Raw genomic sequence first — 20951 nt, forward strand, 5'->3', positions numbered from 1 at the left:
CACCCTAAATTGATCTCGCAATATATTACGCCGCAATTCCCTTACAATAAACAGGTTTTTATTGTAGCTCTTTTACGTTTTTCGACGGAGATCAATTTATCGGCATTCTACTACTTTTCGACCAGTTTGATCGGGAGCAATTTAACGTTTTTTAGCATCTTTTTCCATGATTTAAATATTGATTTAAATCAATTTTAACTCAACTTGTTAACGTCATGTCATAATCGAGCCGTGTGGTAAAAACCATGTTAAATATATGTTTATAAAAATAACCTCTTTTACCTGTTTTGCTCAATTTAATAATAAAATCATAAAACCCATTGTCAGAATTTTAAAAACACGCGCTTGCAGCCCGAAAATATTTTTTCGGGCTGTGTGTATTTTATAAAAGTGCGTTTTTAAAGCCGTTGAGATAATTTGGCTTAAGAATGAGCTTATTCAGCGAATACCACGTCCAGCGTGACGGACTGGCACGCCGTCAGCCGCGGCCATCGGTCCCCTTCCCCCTCAAGAAACTGCTCATCCATCGCGGTTTCCCGCAGTATGACCGGCGAGCTGAACGTCAGTGACGCCGCACAGGTTGTCTCGTCAGACGGATTGAACAGCCGGAGGATCAGCGCCTCGCGATCTTCGGCTTTTTTAAGCGCGCTCAACTGACAACCGGTTGGCGGTAGCGTCAGCAGGCTGTAGTGCACTGGCGTCACCTGCGGCGCAGGATTGAGCTTCATCGCATTCCACGGGATTTTGTTATAACACAGTACCGGCGTCAGCCAGCGCCGTGCCTGCTGCGCCACCCCGGCGTCAAGCGGATCGCCGCTAAAGCTCCACAGACTGAAACGGCTGTGCAGCCGCCCGCGTAGCTGCGAATCCGGCACCGGCAACGCAATGCCCGACGGTCGGCCAGGCCGCAGCAGCAGATCGCTTTTGCCGAGCCACCCCACGCCGCGCAGCAGCGTCAGGGCAAAGGTCTTCTCCCCTTCCCCGATGACTTCAAATTCCCGCAGCCCTTCGCTGAACAGCGCCAGCCCGTGTTCCGCCTGTTGCAAAACAGCATAGCTGAGCATATTCCACACCGGCACCGGCGCTTCTTTCCACCCCTGCGCCTGCCAGTCGGCCATGGCGCTATCGTTAACCGGGCGTGATACCGTGCCGAATTGCGTATCTGCCAGCACCCGATCGGTGACGAACGGCGTTGGGATCAGCACCCGCACGCGATGGTCATCCGCCTGATTATCCAGCTGTACCTCAATGTCGATACGGCGGCTGTTATGGCTGAGCGTGACGTGGAACTCCACCTCCAGCGTGCCGCCGGTGAGACGCGCCGCCCGTTCATCCAGATTAACGGGCACCGCCAGCGTGACGCGAATAACCGCCCTGCTCTGCCATGCTTCATGCATCACCTCAACCGTGTGCGTTCCCTGTCGGGAGGTGAGCACCCACTCTTCGCGCGCCGGGGAGTAATCATATTCGTCGCCGTCGTCGGCACTTTCTTCCAGCGCCAGTACCCGGTCATACACCTGCCCGCTCGTTTTATCGCGCAGGCACAGCGTGCCGTCATCGTTCAGGTGGATTTCCCAGAAGGCATTTTCGAGCAACGCGGTGCGTGAAGGCGCAGAAGCCGCAATCTGCATCCCGGTCACATCCGCGTCGATAAACAGCGTGCGGTAGCCCATCGCGGGCAGCGTCTGCATCAGTTGAATGTCATACGCCATAAAGGGATCGTAATTGCCGTAATGGACGATTTGCCGGTCAATCAGCCCCGGATCGACCTCCCGCACGCCGCGAATACAATACGCCACCTCAAGCCCTTCGCTGTCACGCAGGCGGAACTGACTGGCGCGCATGATCAGGGTGGTGTTAATCACCTCCTCGCGCGAAAACGGCATCAGGTTAAACAGCACCAGTTTGTCGCCCTCGCCGGGCACGCTGTCGGCGATTTTACGCTGGGTAAAGCGCAGCAGATTATCCGCCATGTCCTCCGCCTGCCGGAAGCGCGCCTGAATGTCGCGATGCACCGTGTCGCTGCAACAGCAGCCAATGCTGTCGTGGGCATGATTTTTCAGGATGGTTTTCCACATCAATTCCAGCAGGCCGTGCGGATAGTCAAAGCCCAGTCGCCAGGCGATGGCGCACAGCGGCTCCAGCAGATTCACGATGCGATTTTCGATACGCGCGTGGGCGAGCTTAATGTCCATGCGCGTCGAACCGATGGTGCGATGTACGCGCATATATTTGCCGTCGATAAACTCCCCGGCGAGCCGCGGCAGCCTGTCCCGCAGCGCTTCGATCAGATCAAAAACGTCCTCGAAGCGGCTCATCACAAACTCGCGCTGCGGCCAGAGCTGGCGCATTTTCCCCATCACGGCCAGGATATTCTGCTGGATCGGCATCTGGTCATGACCGTTCGGCAAGAGGATTTCTCCGGTCAGTGAGGCCTGTTCCAGGACCGCAAAGTAAGACTCCAGCCGCTTACGCAGGCCCGCGTCATCGTCAGGTAAGTATTTACCAATCGCATAGCCCAGCGGCAGCACCTGGGCGATAACTTCGCTGCCGTCGCGGCTTTGCCAGATAAACTCCGTTTTATCGGTACCGTGCCGCTCAGAGCAGCCGCGCCAGAACAGCGCGCGGGTGATGCCAAAACCGTTATAGATATGCGGCATCTGGCCCGACATCCCGAAAGAATCCGGCAGATAGCCAATTTTCATCGGCTCGCCAAACGCCCGGCAGTCGCGCAAACCGTACAGCAGATTGCGCACAATCGACTCCCCCGCCACGATGCGGGTATCGGTCTGCGTATACCAGGGGCCGATAACCAGTTTCCCTGCCTGAACCTGCGCTTTTACGCGCGCGGCGTGCTGTGGTTGGACGGCGAGATAATCCTCCAGCACCGCCGTTTGTCCGTCGAGCACGTAGCAGGGGTAATCCGCATCCTGCTCCAGCCGGGTGAGGATCTCCTCCATATTATTGACCAGTAGAATGCGGGACTCTTCGCTGGTGAAGTACCATTCGCGATCCCAGTGCATGTGCGGCGTGATGTGCACGCGCGAAACGTTTTTCATTGTCGGATCCTGTTAATGGCGATCGGTAAGGTAAGCGCCGGTGCGTACCGCATGACCGCGCCAGATCAGCAGGATCGCGGTGGAGATCGCCGCTCCCAGCAGCGCTGCGGCAAACCAGCTGGCGGCGGCAATCACGCCTCCCAGCCCGTTGTCATGCAGTAAAAACAGCGAGAAGATCCCCGCACCTGGCGTCGATAACCCGATACCTGTTGCGCCCACCAGCGCGCCGGTGACCAGCGATCCGAGGACAAACGCGCCGATCACCCGCAGCGGATCTTCAATCGCCATCGGGATCGCCCCCTCGGTGATCCCCGCCAGTCCCAGCAGCCAGGTGGATTTACCGGTTTCGATTTCAAATTCCCGGAACAGCCGTGGTGCGAGCAGAGTTGAAGCGGTGACGGTAAACGCGGAGACCATTTTCACCGCCGCGAAAATGGCGTAAGGCCCGTACACGCCGTTCGCCATCGCCCCCAGACAGAAGGCGTAGGCGGCTTTATTCACCGGGCCGCCCAGATCAAACGAACACATAAAGCCGATAATGGCACCGAGCAGTAGCGCATTGGTCCCGGACAAACCATTCAGCCAGGCGGTCAGGCCCTGGTTCAGCCATGCCACCGGCTCGCCGACGACAAACAGCATCAGGCTGCCCGCGCCCAGCGTGCCGAGCACCGGATAGAGATAAAAAGTCAGAAAGCCGTTGTAGCGGCTGCCGAGCCGGATATGGCTTTTCACCCAGCGCATCAGATAACCGGCGATAAGCCCGCCCACCACCGCGCCCAGAAAGCCTGCGCCGATCATGTTGGCCGCCAGTCCCGCGGCAAAACCCGGCGTCAGTGCCGGTTTATCTGCCAGCGAATAGGCGGTGTACGCCGCCAGCACCGGCACCATCAGCGTGCCGAGCATGCCGCCGCCCAGTTTGCGGTACAGCCACAGCCAGGAGTTCTCCAGATCGAACAGGTGTTGCAGACCGAAAATCTGTGCCAGCAGTACCGCTACCGCCAGCACGGTACCCCCGGCGACGATGAGCGGCACGGCATACGAAATACCGCTCAGCAGCGCCTGCTTCAGCTCGCTTTTAACGCTCATTGGTGCCGCTTGCGGTTGGCTGTCAGAGGGCAGCGCCAGCGCCCTGGAGAGCAGTGCATCGGCCTGTTTTATGGGTTCCGCGACCGACACCGTCAGCGTCGGGATCCCCTCAAAACGTTGCGCGTCTTTTACCGCCACGTCAGCTGCCAGGATGCAGGCGCGCGCGGCTCGCAGTTGCTCAGGGGTTATGCGCCCTTCAATGCCGTTGGCCCCCTGCTTTTCGACATACACCTGAATCCCCCGTCTGCGCCCGGCGTTTTCCAGATACTCCGCCGCCATATAGGTGTGGGCAATGCCCGCCGGACAGGCGGTCACGCAGACCACCGTCGGCGCATCGGGTGCGCTTAACGGCGTTTTCCCGCCGGGCGCCTCGCCGAGCAGCGCCAGCAGGTCGGCGGCGCTGGTTGCCCGCTGCATCTGTTCGCACAGGGCGTCATCCGCCAGCAGCGTCGTCAGTTGGGTCAGTAGCTGCATGTGCGTGGTGCCCGCTTCGGCGCAGGGAATGGCGAGCAGAAAAATCAGCGTCACCGGTTCCGGGCCATCGATCCCCTCCCACAGCAGCGGTTCCCGCAGCGTGGCGACGGCAAAGGCCGCCTCTGTCACCGCCTCGGTTTTCCCGTGCGGCACTGCCAGCCCTTCGCCAAGCGCCGTCGGGCCTTCGGCTTCGCGGTGCAGCACTTCGTTCACAAAATCATCCACATTGCGCAGTTTGCCCAGCCGGTGCAGCCGCGCAGCCAGCGCGTGAATAGCGTCGTCCCGGCAGGTGAACTGCGTCTGGATCAGGCAGGCGTCCGGGTGGGTTAATGCCGTCAGGTTCATCTCGTCCTCACTGAGTCCTGGTAAGCCGCCACCATGACGGCTCGTGCCACAGGCATTTTGCGCGATCAAACCATACAATTTTGCGATCAATTTCATTTAACCGAGTATTTGTATTGTATTTGTATTGTTTACATCACCGCGGCGACGGGCATAATCGTCACTACTTGTCTGGTACAACACGAGGGATCCATGAGCAGACAACCGATGTACCGCCAGATCGCCGGGGCGATCCGCGCGCAGATTGACAGCGGCGAACTGAAACCGGGGGATGCGCTGCCTACCGAGTCGGCGTTACAGGCGCAGTTTGACGTCAGCCGGGTCACGGTGCGCCAGGCGCTGAAACAGCTCACCGAGCAGGCGATCATCGAAAGCATTCAGGGCAGCGGCTCCTATGTGAAAGAAGAGCGCGTGAATTACGACATCTATCAGCTGACCAGCTTTTCGGAAAAGCTCGGCGATCGTCATGCTGATACGCACAGCGAAGTGCAGGTGTTCGAGGTGATCAAAACGGACGAGGCGCTGGCGGCGCTGTTGCAGATCGCCCCCGGAGACAAAGCCTGGCATGTGAAGCGGGTGCGTTTTATCAAGCAAAAGCCGGTGACGCTGGAAGAGACCTGGATGCCCCTCGCGCTGTTTCCCGATCTCACCTGGGAAGTGATGGAAAACTCCAAATACTATTTTATTGAGCAGGTGAAGAAGCGGGTTATCGATCGCAGCGAGCAGGAGATCGTGCCGGTGATGCCCGACGACGAGGCGATTGCCGCGCTGGGTATCGATCCGGCCCGACCGATCCTTGAGAAGATCTCACGCGGTTTTCTGAAAGGCGGGGAAGTATTCGAATACAGCCGCAACCTGTTCAAGAGCGACGACTATAAGTTCACGCTGGTGGCAAAACGGCGGCAATAAAAAAGGCCATCTTGCGATGGCCAACCATGTCGAACGTTATTATTGTCTTACTGCTTTAAATCAGATGATGCTTTTCAGTGCTTCGCCGATGTCAGCCAGGCTGCGTACGGTTTTCACACCTGCGGCTTCCAGCGCGGCGAATTTCTCATCCGCCGTGCCTTTGCCGCCCGCGATGATCGCGCCAGCGTGGCCCATACGCTTGCCTTTCGGCGCGGTAACACCAGCGATGTAGCCGACCACCGGTTTGGTGACGTGATCTTTGATGTACGCCGCTGCTTCTTCTTCTGCGCTGCCGCCGATTTCACCGATCATCACGATCGCTTCGGTCTGCGGATCTTCCTGGAACAGCTTCAGGATGTCGATGAAGTTAGAGCCAGGGATCGGGTCGCCGCCGATGCCCACACAAGTGGACTGGCCGAAGCCGTAGTCGGTGGTCTGCTTAACCGCTTCATAGGTCAGCGTACCGGAGCGGGACACAATACCCACTTTACCCGGCTGGTGAATGTGGCCCGGCATGATGCCGATTTTGCATTCGCCTGGGGTGATCACACCCGGACAGTTCGGGCCGATCATGCGCACGCCTGCTTCGTCGAGCTTCACTTTCACAGTCAGCATATCCAGCGTCGGGATGCCTTCGGTAATGGTGATAATCAGCTTAATGCCTGCATCGATGGCTTCCAGAATGGAGTCTTTGCAGAACGGTGCCGGAACGTAGATCACGGTCGCGGTTGCGCCGGTGGCTTCTACCGCTTCGCGCACGGTGTTAAACACCGGCAGGCCGAGGTGCGTGGTGCCGCCTTTGCCTGGCGTCACGCCGCCAACCATCTGCGTACCGTATGCAATCGCCTGCTCAGAGTGGAACGTGCCCTGACTGCCGGTGAAACCCTGGCAGATCACTTTGGTATTTTTATCGATCAGAATGGACATTATTTCCCCTCCACTGCGGCAACAACCTGCTGTGCTGCATCCGTCAGACTTTTCGCTGCAATAATATTGAGGCCGCTGTCAGCCAGTTTTTTCGCGCCCAGTTCGGCGTTGTTACCTTCCAGACGAACCACGACCGGCACGTTCACACCCACTTCTTCAACCGCACCGATGATGCCGTCAGCGATCAGGTCGCAACGCACGATACCGCCGAAAATGTTTACCAGAACGGCTTTCACTTTGTCGTCAGAGAGGATGATTTTAAACGCTTCGGTTACGCGCTCTTTGGTCGCGCCGCCGCCTACGTCGAGGAAGTTAGCCGGTTCGCCGCCGTGCAGCTTAACGATGTCCATGGTGCCCATTGCCAGACCCGCACCGTTCACCATGCAGCCGATGTTGCCATCAAGCGCCACATAGTTCAGCTCCCACTGTGCCGCCTGAGATTCACGGGCGTCTTCCTGAGAGTGGTCACGCATTTCGCGCAGATCCGGCTGGCGGAACAGGGCATTACCGTCGGCGCCCAGTTTACCGTCGAGGCAAATCAGATCGCCCTGAGTGGTGATCACCAGCGGGTTGATTTCGATCAGCGCCAGATCGCGCTCAAGGAAGATATTCGCCAGACCCATGAAAATCTTGGTGAACTGCTGAACCTGTTTACCTTCCAGACCCAGTTTGAACGCCAGTTCGCGTCCCTGATACGGCATCGGGCCGGCCAGCGGATCCAGTGCCACTTTGTGGATCAGGTGCGGGGTTTCTTCCGCCACTTTTTCAATTTCCACGCCACCTTCGGTGGACGCCATGAACACCACGCGACGGGAGCTGCGATCCACTACCGCGCCGAGATACAGTTCTTTGTCGATGTCGGTTGCGGCTTCCACCAGGATCTGGTTAACCGGCTGACCGTGGGCATCTGTCTGATAGGTCACCAGACGCTTGCCCAGCCAGTGCTCAGCAAACGCGCGGATCTCTTCTTTACTTTTCACCACTTTCACACCGCCCGCTTTACCGCGGCCACCAGCGTGAACCTGACATTTTACCACCCACGGACCGGCACCGATTTTAGATGCGGCTTCTTCGGCTTCACGCGGGGTATTGCAGGCATAGCCTACCGGTGCGGGTAAGCCATAGCGGGCAAATAGCTGTTTTGCCTGGTATTCATGTAAGTTCATCAGTTCTATCCACTTTTCAGGTAATCGTTTTTGTACCCGTAGGCCTGATAAGACGCGCCAGAGGGCGGCGTAACCGCCTTATCCGGCCTACAGGGCAGGTAATATGCTAATTACTACACGTCCAGCAGCAGACGTGTCGGATCTTCCAGCAGCTCTTTAATGGCCACCAGGAAGCTCACCGATTCACGGCCATCGATCAGGCGGTGATCGTAGGACAGCGCCAGATACATCATCGGCAGGATTTCCACCTTGCCATCCACCGCCATCGGGCGATCTTTAATGGCGTGCATACCCAGAATGGCGCTCTGCGGCGGGTTGATGATCGGCGTGGACATCAGCGAACCGAACACACCACCGTTGGTGATGGTGAAGTTACCGCCAGTCAGATCCTCAACGGTCAGTTTGCCGTCACGACCTTTCACCGCCAGTTCTTTGATGCGTTTTTCGATGTCGGCCATGCCCAGCGCGTCAACGTCACGCAGCACTGGCGTTACCAGACCACGCGGCGTGGATACCGCCATGCTGACGTCGAAATAGTTGTGGTACACCACATCATCGCCGTCGATAGAGGCATTCACTTCCGGGAAGCGTTTCAGGGCTTCCACCACCGCTTTCACGTAGAAAGACATAAAGCCCAGACGGATGCCGTGACGTTTTTCGAAGGCGTCACCGTACTGCTTACGCAGATCCATAATCGGCTTCATGTTGACTTCGTTGAACGTGGTCAGCATGGCGGTAGAGTTTTTCGCTTCCAGCAGACGCTCGGCCACGCGCTTACGCAGACGGGTCATCGGCACACGTTTTTCTGAGCGGTTGCCCAGTGCCGGAGCAGGCTGGGATGGCGCGCTGGCCGGAGCCTGAGCCGCCGGTGCTTTTTCTTCTTTCGCCGCAGGCGCTTTCGCCAGATGTTTTTCCACATCTTCACGGGTCAGACGACCGCCAACACCAGTGCCTTTGATTGCACCCGCGTCAAGGCCATGCTCGGCCAGCAGGCGACGGATCGCCGGGCTTAAGGCCTCGTTATTCTGTTCTTCCAGGGAAGCCTGCTGGCGCTGAGCCGGTGTAGACTCGTTGCTGTCAGACTTCGCGCTGCTCTCTTTGCCAGCGCTGTTGCCTTCACGCAGACGGCCCAGGATCTGGCGGGACGTGACTGTCGTCCCTTCTTCTTCGAGCACAGCATCGAGGATGCCGTCCGCTGATGCCGGTACTTCCAGTACCACTTTGTCAGTTTCGATTTCTACCAGCACTTCATCACGGGTAACCGCATCGCCTGGTTTTTTGTGCCAGGTCGCAACAGTCGCGTCAGCAACGGACTCAGGCAGGTCGGGAACAAGAATATCTACGCTACTCATTATTTATCCTTTAATTAATCGACGTTCAGCGCGTCATTGACCAGATCTTGCTGCTGTTTCTGGTGAACGGACATATACCCTACCGCCGGCGAGGCGGAGGCCGGACGACCTGCATAACGCAGACCGGACCCAAACGGAATCACTTCACGGAAATGATGCTGGCTGCAGTACCATGCGCCCTGGTTCAGCGGCTCTTCCTGGCACCAGACAAAATCATGCACGTGGGCATAAGATTTTAATGTTTCCTGCACCGCCTGGTGCGGGAACGGATACAACTGTTCGATACGGATGATGGCCACGTTTTTCTGGTCGTTCTTACGACGTTGTTCAAGCAGGTCGTAATAAACCTTACCAGAACAAAGCACTACCCGCTTCACGCCCTGCGGATCAATATCATCGATCTCACCAATGGCGGGGAGGAAGGTTCCGTTCGCCAGTTCGTCAAGGCTGGACACCGCCAGCGGATGACGCAGCAGCGATTTCGGTGACATCACCACCAGCGGACGGCGCATACCACGCAGCGCCTGACGGCGGATCATGTGGTACACCTGTGCAGGCGTGGACGGTACGCACACCTGCATGTTTTGTTCCGCACACAGTTGCAGATAACGCTCCAGACGTGCTGAGGAGTGTTCCGGGCCTTGACCTTCATAGCCGTGCGGCAGCAGCATCACCAGACCGCACATACGGCCCCATTTCTGCTCGCCGGAGCTGATGAACTGGTCGATAACCACTTGCGCACCGTTAGCGAAGTCGCCGAACTGCGCTTCCCAGATGGTCAGCGTGCGCGGTTCCGCCGTGGCATAACCGTATTCGAACGCCAGCACCGCTTCTTCAGACAGCACGGAGTCCCAGACACGGAAAGTACCCTGTGAATTATGCACGTGGTGCAGCGGCGTCCAGGTGGAGCCGTTGGTCTGGTTGTGGATCACCGCATGACGGTGGAAGAAGGTGCCGCGACCGGCATCTTCACCGGACAGACGAACAGAAATGCCTTCATCAACCAGCGTCGCATAAGCGAGGTTTTCCGCGCCGCCCCAGTCAAAGAGCTTCTCACCGGCAGCCATTGCCAGACGATCGCCATAAATCTTCGCCACGCGGGACTGCATTTCGATGGCATCCGGCACCGTGCTGATACGCTTCGCCAGCTCCTGCAGACGCTTCATCTCCACCTTGTTCGGGTAGCTTTCGTCCCAGTCATGGTTGAGATACGGCGACCAGGTGAACGAATGCATGTTCATCGGACGGTATTCTTTAACTACGCACTCACCCGCATCGAGCATGTCACGGTAGAGATTGACCATTTCGGTGGCATCTTCCAGCGTAACGACCTTCTCCTGCTCCAGCTTGTCGGCGTAAATTTTACGCGGCGTCGGGTGTTTTTTGATTTTCTGGTACATCAGCGGCTGGGTTGCGCTCGGCTCGTCGGCTTCGTTATGGCCGTGACGGCGGTAGCACACCAGGTCGATAAACACGTCGCGCTTAAAGGTGTTACGGAATTCCAGCGCCACGCGGGTCACGAAGGCAACAGCTTCCGGATCGTCGGCGTTAACGTGGAAAATCGGTGCCTGTACCATTTTGCCGATGTCAGTACAGTACGGGGTGGAACGGGCATCCAGCGGGTTAGAGGTGGTGAAGCCCACCTGGTTGTTAATCACGATACGTACAGTACCGCCAACTTCATAACCCCGCGCTTTCGACATGTTCAGGGTTTCCTGAACGACGCCCTGCCCGGTAACCGCCGCATCGCCATGAATGGTGATCGGCAGCACTTTATTGCTGGAAGGCTCGTCCAGACGATCCAGACGGGCGCGTACAGAACCCATGACTACCGGGCTGACGATCTCCAGGTGTGACGGGTTAAACGCCAGCGCCAGGTGCACCAGGCCGCCTTCGGTTTCGATGTCCGAGGAGAAGCCCATGTGATATTTCACATCGCCCGTACCCAGATGTTCTTTATGTTTACCGGCGAATTCGTCGAACAGATCCTGGGATTTTTTACCCAGCACGTTGATCAGCACGTTCAGGCGTCCGCGGTGCGCCATACCCAGCACCACTTCGCGCGTGCCGCTCTTACCGGCATGACGGATCATCTCTTTGAGCATCGGCACCAGCGCGTCGCCGCCTTCCAGCGAGAAGCGTTTCGCACCGGGGAATTTCGCCCCCAGATAGCGCTCCATCCCTTCTGCTGCGGTCAGTTCGCTGAGGAAGCGTTTTTTCTCTTCGGCGGTAAAGATGCCATGACCTGCCGCCGATTCGATACGCTGCTGGATCCAGCGTTTCTCTTCGGTGCTGGTGATGTGCATGTATTCCGCACCCACCGAACCGCAATAGGTCTGTTTCAGCGCCTCTAACAGCTCGCCGAGTTTCATGGTGTCTTTGCCGAAGGCAAAGGATCCCACATTGAAACTTTCTTCCAGATCAGCGTCGGTCAGGTCGTGATAATCAAGAGAGAGATCGGCCACGCGCTCTTGTTTCCACAGTCCCAGCGGATCGAGATTCGCATGCTGGTGCCCGCGGAAGCGGTAGGCGTTGATCAATTGCAGGACTTTAACCTGCTTCACGTTGGTGTCAGGGTCAGAAACTGAAGAGGTATAACGTGAGGCATCCTTCGCGAGACGACGGAAATAATCACGTGTTTTGGAATGGAATTGATCCGGTTTGATACCGGTCACCGGTAGCTGCTGGAACATGGAGCGCCAGTTTTCATCTACCGAATCAGGATCGGTTAAGAAGTCTTCATAGAGCTGTTCTATCCAGCTCTGGTTGGAGCCAGAGAGGTAAGAAGAGTCCAGCCAGGCTTTCATTGCGCCGTTCTGCATCGTGATCCCTTAAGCATTGGTATGCTTATTCGCCGTGGATAACTACACCGTACACCGTGAGGGGCACGTACCAGGGTTCACTTGCGAGCTCTTTTCACTGAGTTGGCCCGCGAAGGAACCTTTAAAAACTGTCTAATAATCTTCGCTGTTCTGGCTGCGACTGCGTTGCAACCTTCACTCACGCCGGTCACATAGTTCGCTATGCTCCCGGTGATTCGTTCTGGTTGCGCCTTGTCTCGCCCAGAACATCTCGATTATTTCTGTATGTGGCAGTTTTTAGAGGTTTCCTGCATTTCACTCTGTTTTGCCCACTGGCACTGCGTTTACCGGGCCTACGTAAAGGTAGGCCGGATAAGCGCAGCGCCATCCGGCAATCTTACTTACGCACTACGTTGCAGCAGCATCGACTTAATATGGCCGATGGCGCGCGTCGGGTTCAGCCCCTTCGGACACACACTGACGCAGTTCATAATGCTATGGCAGCGGAATACGCTGAAAGCATCGCTCAGCCCGTCGAGGCGCTGGTCGGTTTGGGTATCGCGGCTGTCGATCAGGAAGCGATACGCCGCCAGCAGACCCGCCGGGCCGATGAACTTGTCCGGGTTCCACCAGAATGACGGACAGGATGTGGAGCAGCATGCACAGAGAATACACTCGTACAGCCCGTCCAGTTTTTCACGCTGCTCTGGCGACTGAAGATGCTCGCGAGCTGGCGGATTTTGTCCATTATTCAACAAGTAAGGCTTAATCTTCTCATATTGAGCATAGAATTGCCCCATGTCCACCACCAGATCGCGAACCACCGGTAAACCTGGCAGCGGGCGGATGACGATTTTTTTGCTGCCGTTACCCAGCGCCGAAATCGGCGTGATGCAGGCGAGGCCATTCTTGCCGTTCATGTTCAGACCGTCGGAGCCGCACACGCCTTCACGGCATGAACGACGAAACGCCAGCGTCGGATCTTTTTCTTTCAGCTGCATCAGCGCATCGAGCAGCATCATGTCGCGGCCTTCTTCGCCTTCCAGGGTGTAATCCTGCATATGCGGCGCGTCGTCGACATCCGGGTTATAACGATAAATCGAAAATTCGAGTTTCATTTTTCCTGACTCCGCATTAGTAAGTACGAATCTTCGGCGGGAATGCCGGACGCAGTTTCGGTTCCATATTGACGGCTCGACGCGTCATGGATTCCGATTCAGGCAGATACAGGGAGTGGCACAGCCAGTTTTCGTCGTCACGATCCGGGAAGTCAAAGCGGCTATGCGCCCCGCGGCTTTCGGTACGGAAGTTCGCCGAAACCGCCGTGGCAAACGCCGTTTCCATCAGGTTATCCAGTTCAAGGCACTCAACACGCTGGGTGTTGAAGTCGCTGGAGGTATCGTCCAGACGGGCATTTTTCAGACGCTCGCGGATCTCTTTTAGCTGCTCCAGCCCTTTCGCCATCGCATCCCCTTCGCGGAAGACCGAGAAGTTATGCTGCATACATTCCTGAAGCGCTTTACGGATGGACACCGGATCTTCACCGCTACGGGTGTTGTTCCAGCGATTGACGCGCGTCAGAGAAGCGTCAATGTCGGATTCGCTGGCATCGCGCAGGGCACCCTGCTCGACGATAGATTCCTGTAAGTGCAGACCCGCCGCGCGACCAAACACCACCAGATCCAGCAGCGAGTTGCCGCCCAAGCGGTTAGCGCCGTGTACCGATACGCAGGCGATTTCACCTACCGCGAACAGACCCGGGATCACCACGTCTTCGCCCTGGGCGTTAACGGTCAGCGCCTGGCCGGTCACTTTGGTCGGAATACCGCCCATCATGTAGTGGCAGGTCGGGATCACCGGGATCGGCTCTTTCACCGGATCGACGTGAGCAAAGGTACGGGAAAGTTCCAGAATGCCCGGCAGACGGGATTCCAGAACGTCTTTACCCAGATGGTCGAGCTTCAGTTTCGCGTGCGGACCCCACGGACCGTCGCAGCCGCGACCTTCGCGGATTTCGATCATGATGGAACGCGCCACCACGTCACGACCCGCCAGGTCTTTGGCGTTCGGCGCATAACGCTCCATGAAGCGCTCGCCGTGTTTGTTCAACAGATAACCGCCTTCACCACGGCAGCCTTCGGTGACCAGCACACCCGCGCCGGCGATACCGGTCGGGTGGAACTGCCACATTTCCATATCCTGCACCGGTACACCGGCACGCAGCGCCATGCCAACACCGTCGCCGGTATTGATGTGGGCGTTGGTGGTGGACTGGTAAATACGGCCTGCACCGCCGGTCGCCAGCACGGTCGCGCGGGCTTTGAAGTAAACGACTTCACCGGTTTCAATACACAGCGCCGTACAACCCACCACGGCACCGTCCTGGTTTTTCACCAGATCAAGGGCATACCACTCGGAAAAAATGGTGGTGTGGTTTTTCAGGTTCTGCTGATAAAGCGTATGCAACAGCGCGTGACCGGTACGGTCAGCCGCTGCGGCGGTACGTGCCGCCTGCTCGCCGCCGAAGTTCTTCGACTGGCCGCCAAACGGACGTTGATAGATAGAGCCATCTTCCAGACGGGAGAACGGCAGACCCATATGTTCCAGCTCCAGAATCGCTTCCGGGCCGGTTTTACACATATATTCAATGGCGTCCTGGTCACCGATATAGTCGGAACCTTTCACCGTGTCGTACATGTGCCATTCCCAGTTATCTTCATGGGTGTTACCCAGCGCAACGGTAATACCGCCCTGCGCAGATACGGTGTGGGAACGGGTCGGGAATACTTTGGAGAGCAGCGCACAGGTCTGGCCGCTCTGGGAAATTTGTAGCGCCGCGCGCATACCTGCGCCACCGGCTCCGATGACGACTGCATCAAACTCTCTGACTGGTAAATTCATCACACACCCCACACCACAACAAATCCATAAATAACGTAAACCAGCAGCGCCACGACAATGGCGAGTTGCAGGCCAAGACGCAGGCCCGTTGATTTAACGTAGTCTGTCAACACCTGCCACATGCCAATCCAGGCATGCACTAACGTCGAGAACAGCGCCAGCAGGGTGAAGACTTTGGTAAAGGCGGAGGAGAAGAAACCCGTCCAGACTTCCCAGGTGATCTCGCCGGAGATGGCAAAAAAACCGACCATATAGATGATGTAAAGCGTCAGAACGAGGGCAGTAGCACGAACCAGAATGAAGTCATGTACGCCGTTGCGTCCGAATGCGGAGGCGTTGCTTACCATACGAGGACTCCTGCGAGAATTGAAAGCACGACAGTAATACCAATAGCGACCCAGGCAGAACGTTTCCCGGCTTCGAAGGTCTCTTCAAGATAGCCCACATCCATCAAGGCATGACGAATACCACCGACCGCGTGATACGCAAGCGCAGTGAGAATGCCCCACATGATGAATTTCGCGAAGAAGCCATCCATGATGTCAGCGGCTGACTGGAAACCTTCTTGAGAGGAGAGCGACAGGCCCAGTAACCACAGCAGGATCCCGACCGCCACAAAAGTGATGACGCCAGAAACACGGTGCAGAATGGACGCTATAGCCGTAACAGGAAACCGGATCGTTGTCAGATCCAGATTGACAGGTCTTTGTTTTTTGACATTTTTTATCATGAATAACGCCCACATGCTGTTCTTCTAGTTCCTTTCCTCCGGTCTGCAGGCGGGTCAGACAGCGTCCTTTCAATAACCGCACGTTATGCAAATCACATTGCTTCCAGATGCTAAACGACACGTTACAACGCTGGGTGGCTCGGGGCGGCAGAGAACTCCGGAGACCTGGCGGCAGTATAGGATGTTCACAAAATCATTACAATTAACCTACATATAGTTTGTCGGGTTTTATGCGGAACAGTGACCGTCATCACGATAACAACATATTTTTAAATTTTAACCATTGGATTTGACAAAAGTTAAACATTATTGTTACAAACGACAGCCGAAAAGGCATATAATTCGTAAAAGTTATGGGGTCTCTCTTTCACCTGAGATTTAGTTATGTAAGAGTGAGAAGGATTGACCGGGGTTATCAGTACAGTTATTAGTGATAGACAGATTTGACAAATTCGGACTGCTAAGACCCTGATTTGCTGTTGTTTCACTGGTTTTTCAATGTTTGCCTGCCAGCGCCCATCGCTCTGTACCCTGGTACCACCTCTCTGCAGAGTGTCGTGCCAAATAACAAATTGGTAACATTGATTTTCGCTATGAATGCAAATCCGGCTTCTGAGCAGTCTTAAGCATAAGGCGCTAAGGAGACCGTAAATGGCTGATAAGAAAGCAACCATCACTTACAATAGTGAAGATGCTATTGAACTGGATGTGCTAAAAGGCACGCTCGGTCAGGATGTTATTGATATTCGTAGTCTTGGTTCGAAAGGTGTGTTTACTTTTGATCCTGGTTTCACCTCTACCGCATCTTGCGAATCCAAAATCACCTTTATCGACGGTGACGAAGGTATCCTGCTCCATCGCGGTTTCCCGATTGACCAGCTGGCCACTGAATCCAACTATCTGGAAGTGTGCTACATCCTGCTGTACGGTGAAAAACCGAGCCAGGAAGAGTACGACGATTTCAAAACTATCGTTACTCGTCACACCATGATCCACGAGCAGATCACCCGTCTGTTCCACGGTTTCCGTCGTGATTCTCATCCGATGGCAGTCCTGTGCGGCGTTACCGGCGCGCTGGCGGCCTTCTATCATGATTCGCTGGATGTGAACAATCCGCGCCACCGTGACATCGCTGCGTTCCGTCTGCTGTCCAAAATGCCGACCGTCGCCGCCATGTGTTACAAATATTCCATCGGCCAGCCGTTTGTTTATCCGCGTAACGACCTCTCCTATGCCGGCAACTTCCTGCATATGATGTTCTCCACGCCGTGCGAGCCGTACGAAGTGAACCCGGTGCTGGAACGCGCGATGGATCGAATCCTCGTGCTGCACGCCGATCATGAGCAGAACGCTTCCACTTCTACCGTGCGTACCGCCGGTTCATCTGGCGCGAACCCGTTTGCCTGTATCGCGGCCGGTATTGCCTCCCTGTGGGGACCGGCACACGGCGGCGCGAACGAAGCTGCACTGAAAATGCTGGAAGAGATCAGCACCGTTGAGCACATTCCTGAATTCGTGCGTCGCGCCAAAGACAAGAACGATTCGTTCCGTCTGATGGGCTTCGGACATCGTGTTTACAAAAACTACGATCCGCGCGCGACCGTGATGCGTGAAACCTGCCACGAAGTGCTGAAAGAGCTGGGCACCAAAGATGATCTGCTGGAAGTGGCGATGGAGCTGGAAAACATCGCGCTGAACGACCCGTACTTCATTGAGCGTAAACTCTATCCGAACGTGGACTTCTACTCCGGTATCATCCTGAAAGCGATGGGGATCCCGTCTTCCATGTTTACGGTGATCTTCGCGATGGCCCGTACCGTTGGCTGGATCGCGCACTGGAACGAAATGCACGACGACGGCATTAAGATTGCCCGTCCGCGCCAGCTGTACACCGGTTACGAGCAGCGTGATTTCGAATCGGAAGTGAAGAACCGCTAAGGTGTGTGGTGCCCGGCGGCGCTTTCGCTTGCCGGGCCTACGAATTCAGCCAGGTGGCCGGTTCACATATAGGCCGGGTAAGGCGTAGCCGCCACCCGGCAAGTGCAGTCCGGACCGTAGGCCGGGTAAGGCGCAGCCGCCACCCGGCAATTCACGTTAAATCTGACACCCCGGACACCAGTAAAACGGCCGCGACGACAGCGTGGTTTTCTCAATGATCCCCCCGCACCGCTCACATTTCTTCCCGGCCCGATGAAACACCTTAAAGCGAAACAGCGCCCCGTGATGCTTGTTTTCTTTCGCCTTGCCGCGCGTCTGGTACGAGAGCCGCGGGATCTCCAGCAACGCCTGCGCCAGCACGTCCAGCTGCGCGTCATCCAGTTGCACCGCTTTATGCTGCGGGGCCAGCCCGCTGTGCCAGAGGATCTCCACCCGCAGATAATTTCCAAGCCCTGCGAGAAACGCCTGGTCGAGCAGCAGGCCGGAAAATTGTCGTCGGCAGAATTTTGGTGAGCACAGCCGCGCTTTCACCTCCTCCACCGTCAGCGTCATGTCCAGCACGTCAGGCCCGACACGCTGTAAAAACGGATGGCAGGCCAGCTGTTCTGCGGTCAGCAGTTCAATGTCAGAGGCGCTGTAGAGCAGAATGGCACGCCCGGCGGTCTGCAATTTCACCCGCAGAATGCGCGTGGTCTGCGGCGTTTCCCCCGCCTTCACCACGCGCCAGACGCCGTAGAGCTGATTGTGACTGTACAGCGTAAGTCCACCGGAAAAATGCGTGAGCAGCGCTTTGCCGCGCGTCTCCATATGGGTGACGTGCTGACCAGTCAGCTCAGCGGCATAAGGTTGCAAATGCTCAAAGGCGAACCAGACGTCGGTGAGCGGTTGGCCGCCGATGGCCGCTTCCAGGGTATCCGCCGCCCGACGGATCTCCGGGCCTTCAGGCATGATACACCGCCGATACGGTAATATTGTGCGCGTCGAACGCCTGTCGCAGACGGCGCGCAAAGGCCAGCGCATGCTCACCGTCGCCATGCAAGCAGACGGTCTGCGCCTTCACCGGCACCCAGTTACCGTGAATACTTTTCACCCGGCCCTGCTGGATGATGGTCAGCGTCTGCGCCAGCGCCTGATCTTCATCGCCGACCAGCGCCCCGGGCTGCGAGCGTGGCACCAGAGTGCCGTCGTCCTGATACCCCCGATCGGCAAACACCTCTTCGCGCGTTTGCAGGCCATAATACTGGCCCGCGTCAATCAGCGTGCTGCCCGCCAGACCCACCAGAATGAGCGCCGGGTCCAGATCGTGCACCGCACGGGCGATGGCATCTGCCAGCACCGCGTCCTGCGCCGCCTGGTTATAGAGCATGCCATGAGGTTTGACGTGCTGCACCCGCCCGCCCTGCGCCCTAGCAATCGCCGCCAGCGCGCCGATTTGATAGAGCGTCTGGGCATAGACAGTTTCCGGGGGCAGCGTCATCGCCGTGCGCCCAAAGTTTTCCCGATCCGGGAAAGAGGGATGCGCGCCGATGGTCACGCCGTTTTTCAGCGCCTCGCGCACCGCATCCTGCATCATCTGCGCATCCCCGGCGTGAAAGCCGCAGGCGATGTTGGCAGAGGAAACCAGTTGCAGCAGCCCGGCGTCGCAGCCCGCGCCCTCCCCCAGATCGGCATTAAGATCAATGATCACCGCGCACTCCGTAGGCCAGCTGGTCGAGGAAAAGACGTTGTTCTCGTCGCGCCTTCAGCGCGTCTTCCAGCGTGCAGGGCACAAAATGGATCGGATCGCCAAGACGGATCTGCGCCAGATGGTACATGTCCGCGTCGATCACGCAGCCAATGCGCGGGTAGCCGCCGGTGGTCTGGGCGTCATTCATCAGCACAATCGGCTGACCGTTGTGCGGTACCTGGATCACGCCGGGGATCAACCCGTGAGACAGCAGCTCGCGCGTGTCGGTGCGGGTGAGTTGCGCGCCCTGCAAACGGTAGCCCATCCGGTTACTCTGGGGACTTAACTGCCACGGCAGACGCCAGAAGGCATCCTGGGAATTTTTATCAAAGGACTGATATTCCGGACCCGGCAGCACGCGAATGCGGTTGCCCCACAGCAACTGTTTAACACCCTGCGGGCCGCTGAAGGTGCGGGTCGCAGGCAGTACCGGCAGGCTGTCGCCATCTTTTAACGCTCGCCCGTGAAAACCGCCGATACCGGTTTTTAAATCGGTGCTGCGCGAGCCCATCACTTCCGGGACATCGATGCCACCCGCCACCGCCAGATAGCTGCGCATGCCGCGCTGCGGGCTTTTCAGTATCAAACGCTGGCCCGCGGTCATGGCATGCCGCCAGCCGGTCCATACCGGTTTGCCGTCAAGCTGCGCATCGCAGCCTGCGCCGGTCAGCGCAAACCAGCCGTCGTGGGTGAATTCCACTTCGCACTGCCCAAGGGTGATTTCCAGCGCCGCGGCGTCGGCGTCGTTGCCCACCAGCGCATTGGCAATTTCCAGCGCTGGCGCATCCAGTGCGCCGCTGTAGCTGATGCCCGACTGACGCAGCCCGGTACGCTTTCCGGCCTGTACAGAGGTGAGCATCCCCGCACGAATAATCTTCAGCATATGCCCTCCTTTTGCGGCACAAAGCGGATGGTGTCGCCCGCACGCAGCAGGACAGGCTCGGCGTTCTGCGGATCAAAAAGCGCCAGCGGCGTGCGGCCAATCAGCTGCCAGCCGCCTGGCGTCGGCAGCGGATAAATGCCGGTCTGTTCGCCACCGATGCCTACCGATCCGGCAGGCACGCTCAGGCGCGGCTCCGCACGGCGCGGGGTGATAAGCTGCGGCGGCAGGCTGCCAAGATACGGGAAGCCCGGCTGAAAACCGAGAAACCACACCTGGTACTCCACCGACGAGTGCAGTTCCACCACCTGTTTTTCGCTCAAACCGCAGTGGCTGGCGACATGCGCCAGATCCGGCCCGTCTTCTTTACCGTAGATCACCGGGATCTCGATAAAGCGCGGTTCCGGCTCCAGCGCTTCGCTTTCTTCCCACCAACGCTGTAAACGCTCGATGGCGTCCAGCGCGTTTCCCTGCGGATCGCGCAATACCACCGTGACATTATTCATACCGGGAATGGCATCCACCACATCGGGGATGGTCATTGCCCGCTGAACCAGCCGCCAGATGCGTTTCTGGCTGGCCAGCGTGATCGGCGGCTCAAGCTCAAGCACGACAGCCGTTTCACCTAACAGATAACAACGCGCTCGCTGCACTTTCGTT

Annotated in this window: 16 protein-coding genes; 2 read left to right on the top strand and 14 right to left on the bottom strand. The window is 57.2% G+C overall.

What is annotated here, in order from left to right:
* Window positions 1–434 precede the first annotated feature (434 nt).
* Together mngB and mngA are read right to left on the bottom strand one after the other, a co-directional pair.
* The gene (gene mngB, locus KW828_RS03670) at window positions 435–3059 is read right to left on the bottom strand and encodes a mannosylglycerate hydrolase (protein ID WP_218335018.1); all 2625 of its coding nucleotides are present in this window, start codon (window positions 3057–3059) and stop codon (window positions 435–437) included.
* A 12-nt stretch (window positions 3060–3071) separates the two neighbouring features.
* Window positions 3072–4964, bottom strand: a complete 1893-nt coding sequence (gene mngA / locus KW828_RS03675) for a PTS 2-O-a-mannosyl-D-glycerate transporter subunit IIABC (RefSeq protein ID WP_218335019.1) — start codon at window positions 4962–4964, stop codon at window positions 3072–3074.
* A gap of 189 nt (window positions 4965–5153) precedes the next feature.
* Here mngA and KW828_RS03680 point away from each other — a divergent pair, with 189 nt between their 5' ends.
* Window positions 5154–5870 (top strand): GntR family transcriptional regulator, encoded by a 717-nt coding sequence (locus tag KW828_RS03680; RefSeq protein ID WP_218335020.1) that lies wholly within the window; start codon window positions 5154–5156, stop codon window positions 5868–5870.
* Window positions 5871–5930: 60 nt separating this feature from the next.
* Here KW828_RS03680 and sucD read toward each other — a convergent pair whose 3' ends face one another.
* From sucD to sdhC, 8 genes are all read right to left on the bottom strand, one after another.
* Window positions 5931–6797 (bottom strand): succinate--CoA ligase subunit alpha, encoded by an 867-nt coding sequence (gene sucD / locus KW828_RS03685; RefSeq protein ID WP_072567843.1) that lies wholly within the window; start codon window positions 6795–6797, stop codon window positions 5931–5933.
* On the bottom strand, window positions 6797–7963 hold the full coding sequence (gene sucC, locus KW828_RS03690; protein WP_088219946.1) for an ADP-forming succinate--CoA ligase subunit beta: 1167 nt from the start codon (window positions 7961–7963) through the stop codon (window positions 6797–6799). The genes sucD and sucC overlap by 1 nt, the downstream gene beginning before the upstream one ends.
* A gap of 113 nt (window positions 7964–8076) precedes the next feature.
* Window positions 8077–9315, bottom strand: coding sequence for a 2-oxoglutarate dehydrogenase complex dihydrolipoyllysine-residue succinyltransferase (gene odhB / locus KW828_RS03695; protein WP_218335021.1), 1239 nt, complete (start codon window positions 9313–9315; stop codon window positions 8077–8079).
* 14 nt (window positions 9316–9329) lie between these two features.
* The gene (gene sucA / locus KW828_RS03700; RefSeq protein ID WP_218335022.1) at window positions 9330–12137 is read right to left on the bottom strand and encodes a 2-oxoglutarate dehydrogenase E1 component; all 2808 of its coding nucleotides are present in this window, start codon (window positions 12135–12137) and stop codon (window positions 9330–9332) included.
* 380 nt (window positions 12138–12517) lie between these two features.
* On the bottom strand, window positions 12518–13234 hold the full coding sequence (locus KW828_RS03705; protein WP_218335023.1) for a succinate dehydrogenase iron-sulfur subunit: 717 nt from the start codon (window positions 13232–13234) through the stop codon (window positions 12518–12520).
* 16 nt (window positions 13235–13250) lie between these two features.
* Window positions 13251–15017, bottom strand: a complete 1767-nt coding sequence (gene sdhA / locus KW828_RS03710) for a succinate dehydrogenase flavoprotein subunit (RefSeq protein WP_218335024.1) — start codon at window positions 15015–15017, stop codon at window positions 13251–13253.
* Window positions 15017–15364, bottom strand: coding sequence for a succinate dehydrogenase membrane anchor subunit (gene sdhD, locus KW828_RS03715; protein ID WP_088219951.1), 348 nt, complete (start codon window positions 15362–15364; stop codon window positions 15017–15019). Before sdhD ends, sdhA begins: the two co-directional genes overlap by 1 nt.
* Window positions 15358–15762 carry a succinate dehydrogenase cytochrome b556 subunit gene (gene sdhC / locus KW828_RS03720; protein ID WP_218335025.1) on the bottom strand — a complete coding sequence of 135 codons (405 nt, stop codon included), beginning with the start codon at window positions 15760–15762 and terminating at the stop codon, window positions 15358–15360. Before sdhC ends, sdhD begins: the two co-directional genes overlap by 7 nt.
* Before the next feature lie 636 nt (window positions 15763–16398).
* On the opposite strand from sdhC, the gene KW828_RS03725 reads away from it, so the two are divergent.
* Window positions 16399–17685: a citrate synthase gene (locus KW828_RS03725; protein WP_218335026.1), complete on the top strand. Its 1287-nt coding sequence runs from the start codon at window positions 16399–16401 to the stop codon at window positions 17683–17685.
* Between the two features lie 156 nt (window positions 17686–17841).
* Here KW828_RS03725 and nei read toward each other — a convergent pair whose 3' ends face one another.
* Genes nei through pxpB form a run of 4 tightly spaced genes read right to left on the bottom strand, consistent with a single transcriptional unit; the run spans window position 17842 to window position 20944 of the window.
* Entirely contained in the window at window positions 17842–18633 is a 792-nt protein-coding gene (nei, locus tag KW828_RS03730) for an endonuclease VIII (RefSeq protein ID WP_218335027.1), read from the bottom strand.
* A complete protein-coding gene (gene pxpA, locus KW828_RS03735) occupies window positions 18626–19372 on the bottom strand; it encodes a 5-oxoprolinase subunit PxpA (RefSeq protein WP_218335028.1) in 747 nt (248 codons plus the stop codon). Before pxpA ends, nei begins: the two co-directional genes overlap by 8 nt.
* A complete protein-coding gene (pxpC, locus tag KW828_RS03740; protein WP_218335029.1) occupies window positions 19362–20294 on the bottom strand; it encodes a 5-oxoprolinase subunit PxpC in 933 nt (310 codons plus the stop codon). The genes pxpA and pxpC overlap by 11 nt, the downstream gene beginning before the upstream one ends.
* On the bottom strand, window positions 20288–20944 hold the full coding sequence (gene pxpB / locus KW828_RS03745) for a 5-oxoprolinase subunit PxpB (protein WP_218335030.1): 657 nt from the start codon (window positions 20942–20944) through the stop codon (window positions 20288–20290). The genes pxpC and pxpB overlap by 7 nt, the downstream gene beginning before the upstream one ends.
* Window positions 20945–20951 lie beyond the last annotated feature (7 nt).

Origin of the sequence: Enterobacter sp. ENT03, from assembly GCF_019218745.1 — a bacterium.
GTDB lineage: Bacteria > Pseudomonadota > Gammaproteobacteria > Enterobacterales > Enterobacteriaceae > Enterobacter_D.

What these genes read in the sequence shown, in the direction of transcription:
- mngB (WP_218335018.1), bottom strand. Translation starts at nt 3,059, where the DNA reads ATGAAAAACGTTTCGCGCGTGCACATCACGCCGCACATGCACTGGGAT.
- sdhA (WP_218335024.1), bottom strand. Translation starts at nt 15,017, where the DNA reads ATGAATTTACCAGTCAGAGAGTTTGATGCAGTCGTCATCGGAGCCGGT.
- odhB (WP_218335021.1), bottom strand. Translation starts at nt 9,315, where the DNA reads ATGAGTAGCGTAGATATTCTTGTTCCCGACCTGCCTGAGTCCGTTGCT.
- KW828_RS03725 (WP_218335026.1), top strand. Translation starts at nt 16,399, where the DNA reads ATGGCTGATAAGAAAGCAACCATCACTTACAATAGTGAAGATGCTATT.
- pxpC (WP_218335029.1), bottom strand. Translation starts at nt 20,294, where the DNA reads ATGCTGAAGATTATTCGTGCGGGGATGCTCACCTCTGTACAGGCCGGA.
- sdhD (WP_088219951.1), bottom strand. Translation starts at nt 15,364, where the DNA reads ATGGTAAGCAACGCCTCCGCATTCGGACGCAACGGCGTACATGACTTC.
- nei (WP_218335027.1), bottom strand. Translation starts at nt 18,633, where the DNA reads ATGCCTGAAGGCCCGGAGATCCGTCGGGCGGCGGATACCCTGGAAGCG.
- sucC (WP_088219946.1), bottom strand. Translation starts at nt 7,963, where the DNA reads ATGAACTTACATGAATACCAGGCAAAACAGCTATTTGCCCGCTATGGC.
- sucA (WP_218335022.1), bottom strand. Translation starts at nt 12,137, where the DNA reads ATGCAGAACGGCGCAATGAAAGCCTGGCTGGACTCTTCTTACCTCTCT.
- sucD (WP_072567843.1), bottom strand. Translation starts at nt 6,797, where the DNA reads ATGTCCATTCTGATCGATAAAAATACCAAAGTGATCTGCCAGGGTTTC.
- sdhC (WP_218335025.1), bottom strand. Translation starts at nt 15,762, where the DNA reads ATGTGGGCGTTATTCATGATAAAAAATGTCAAAAAACAAAGACCTGTC.
- KW828_RS03680 (WP_218335020.1), top strand. Translation starts at nt 5,154, where the DNA reads ATGAGCAGACAACCGATGTACCGCCAGATCGCCGGGGCGATCCGCGCG.
- mngA (WP_218335019.1), bottom strand. Translation starts at nt 4,964, where the DNA reads ATGAACCTGACGGCATTAACCCACCCGGACGCCTGCCTGATCCAGACG.
- KW828_RS03705 (WP_218335023.1), bottom strand. Translation starts at nt 13,234, where the DNA reads ATGAAACTCGAATTTTCGATTTATCGTTATAACCCGGATGTCGACGAC.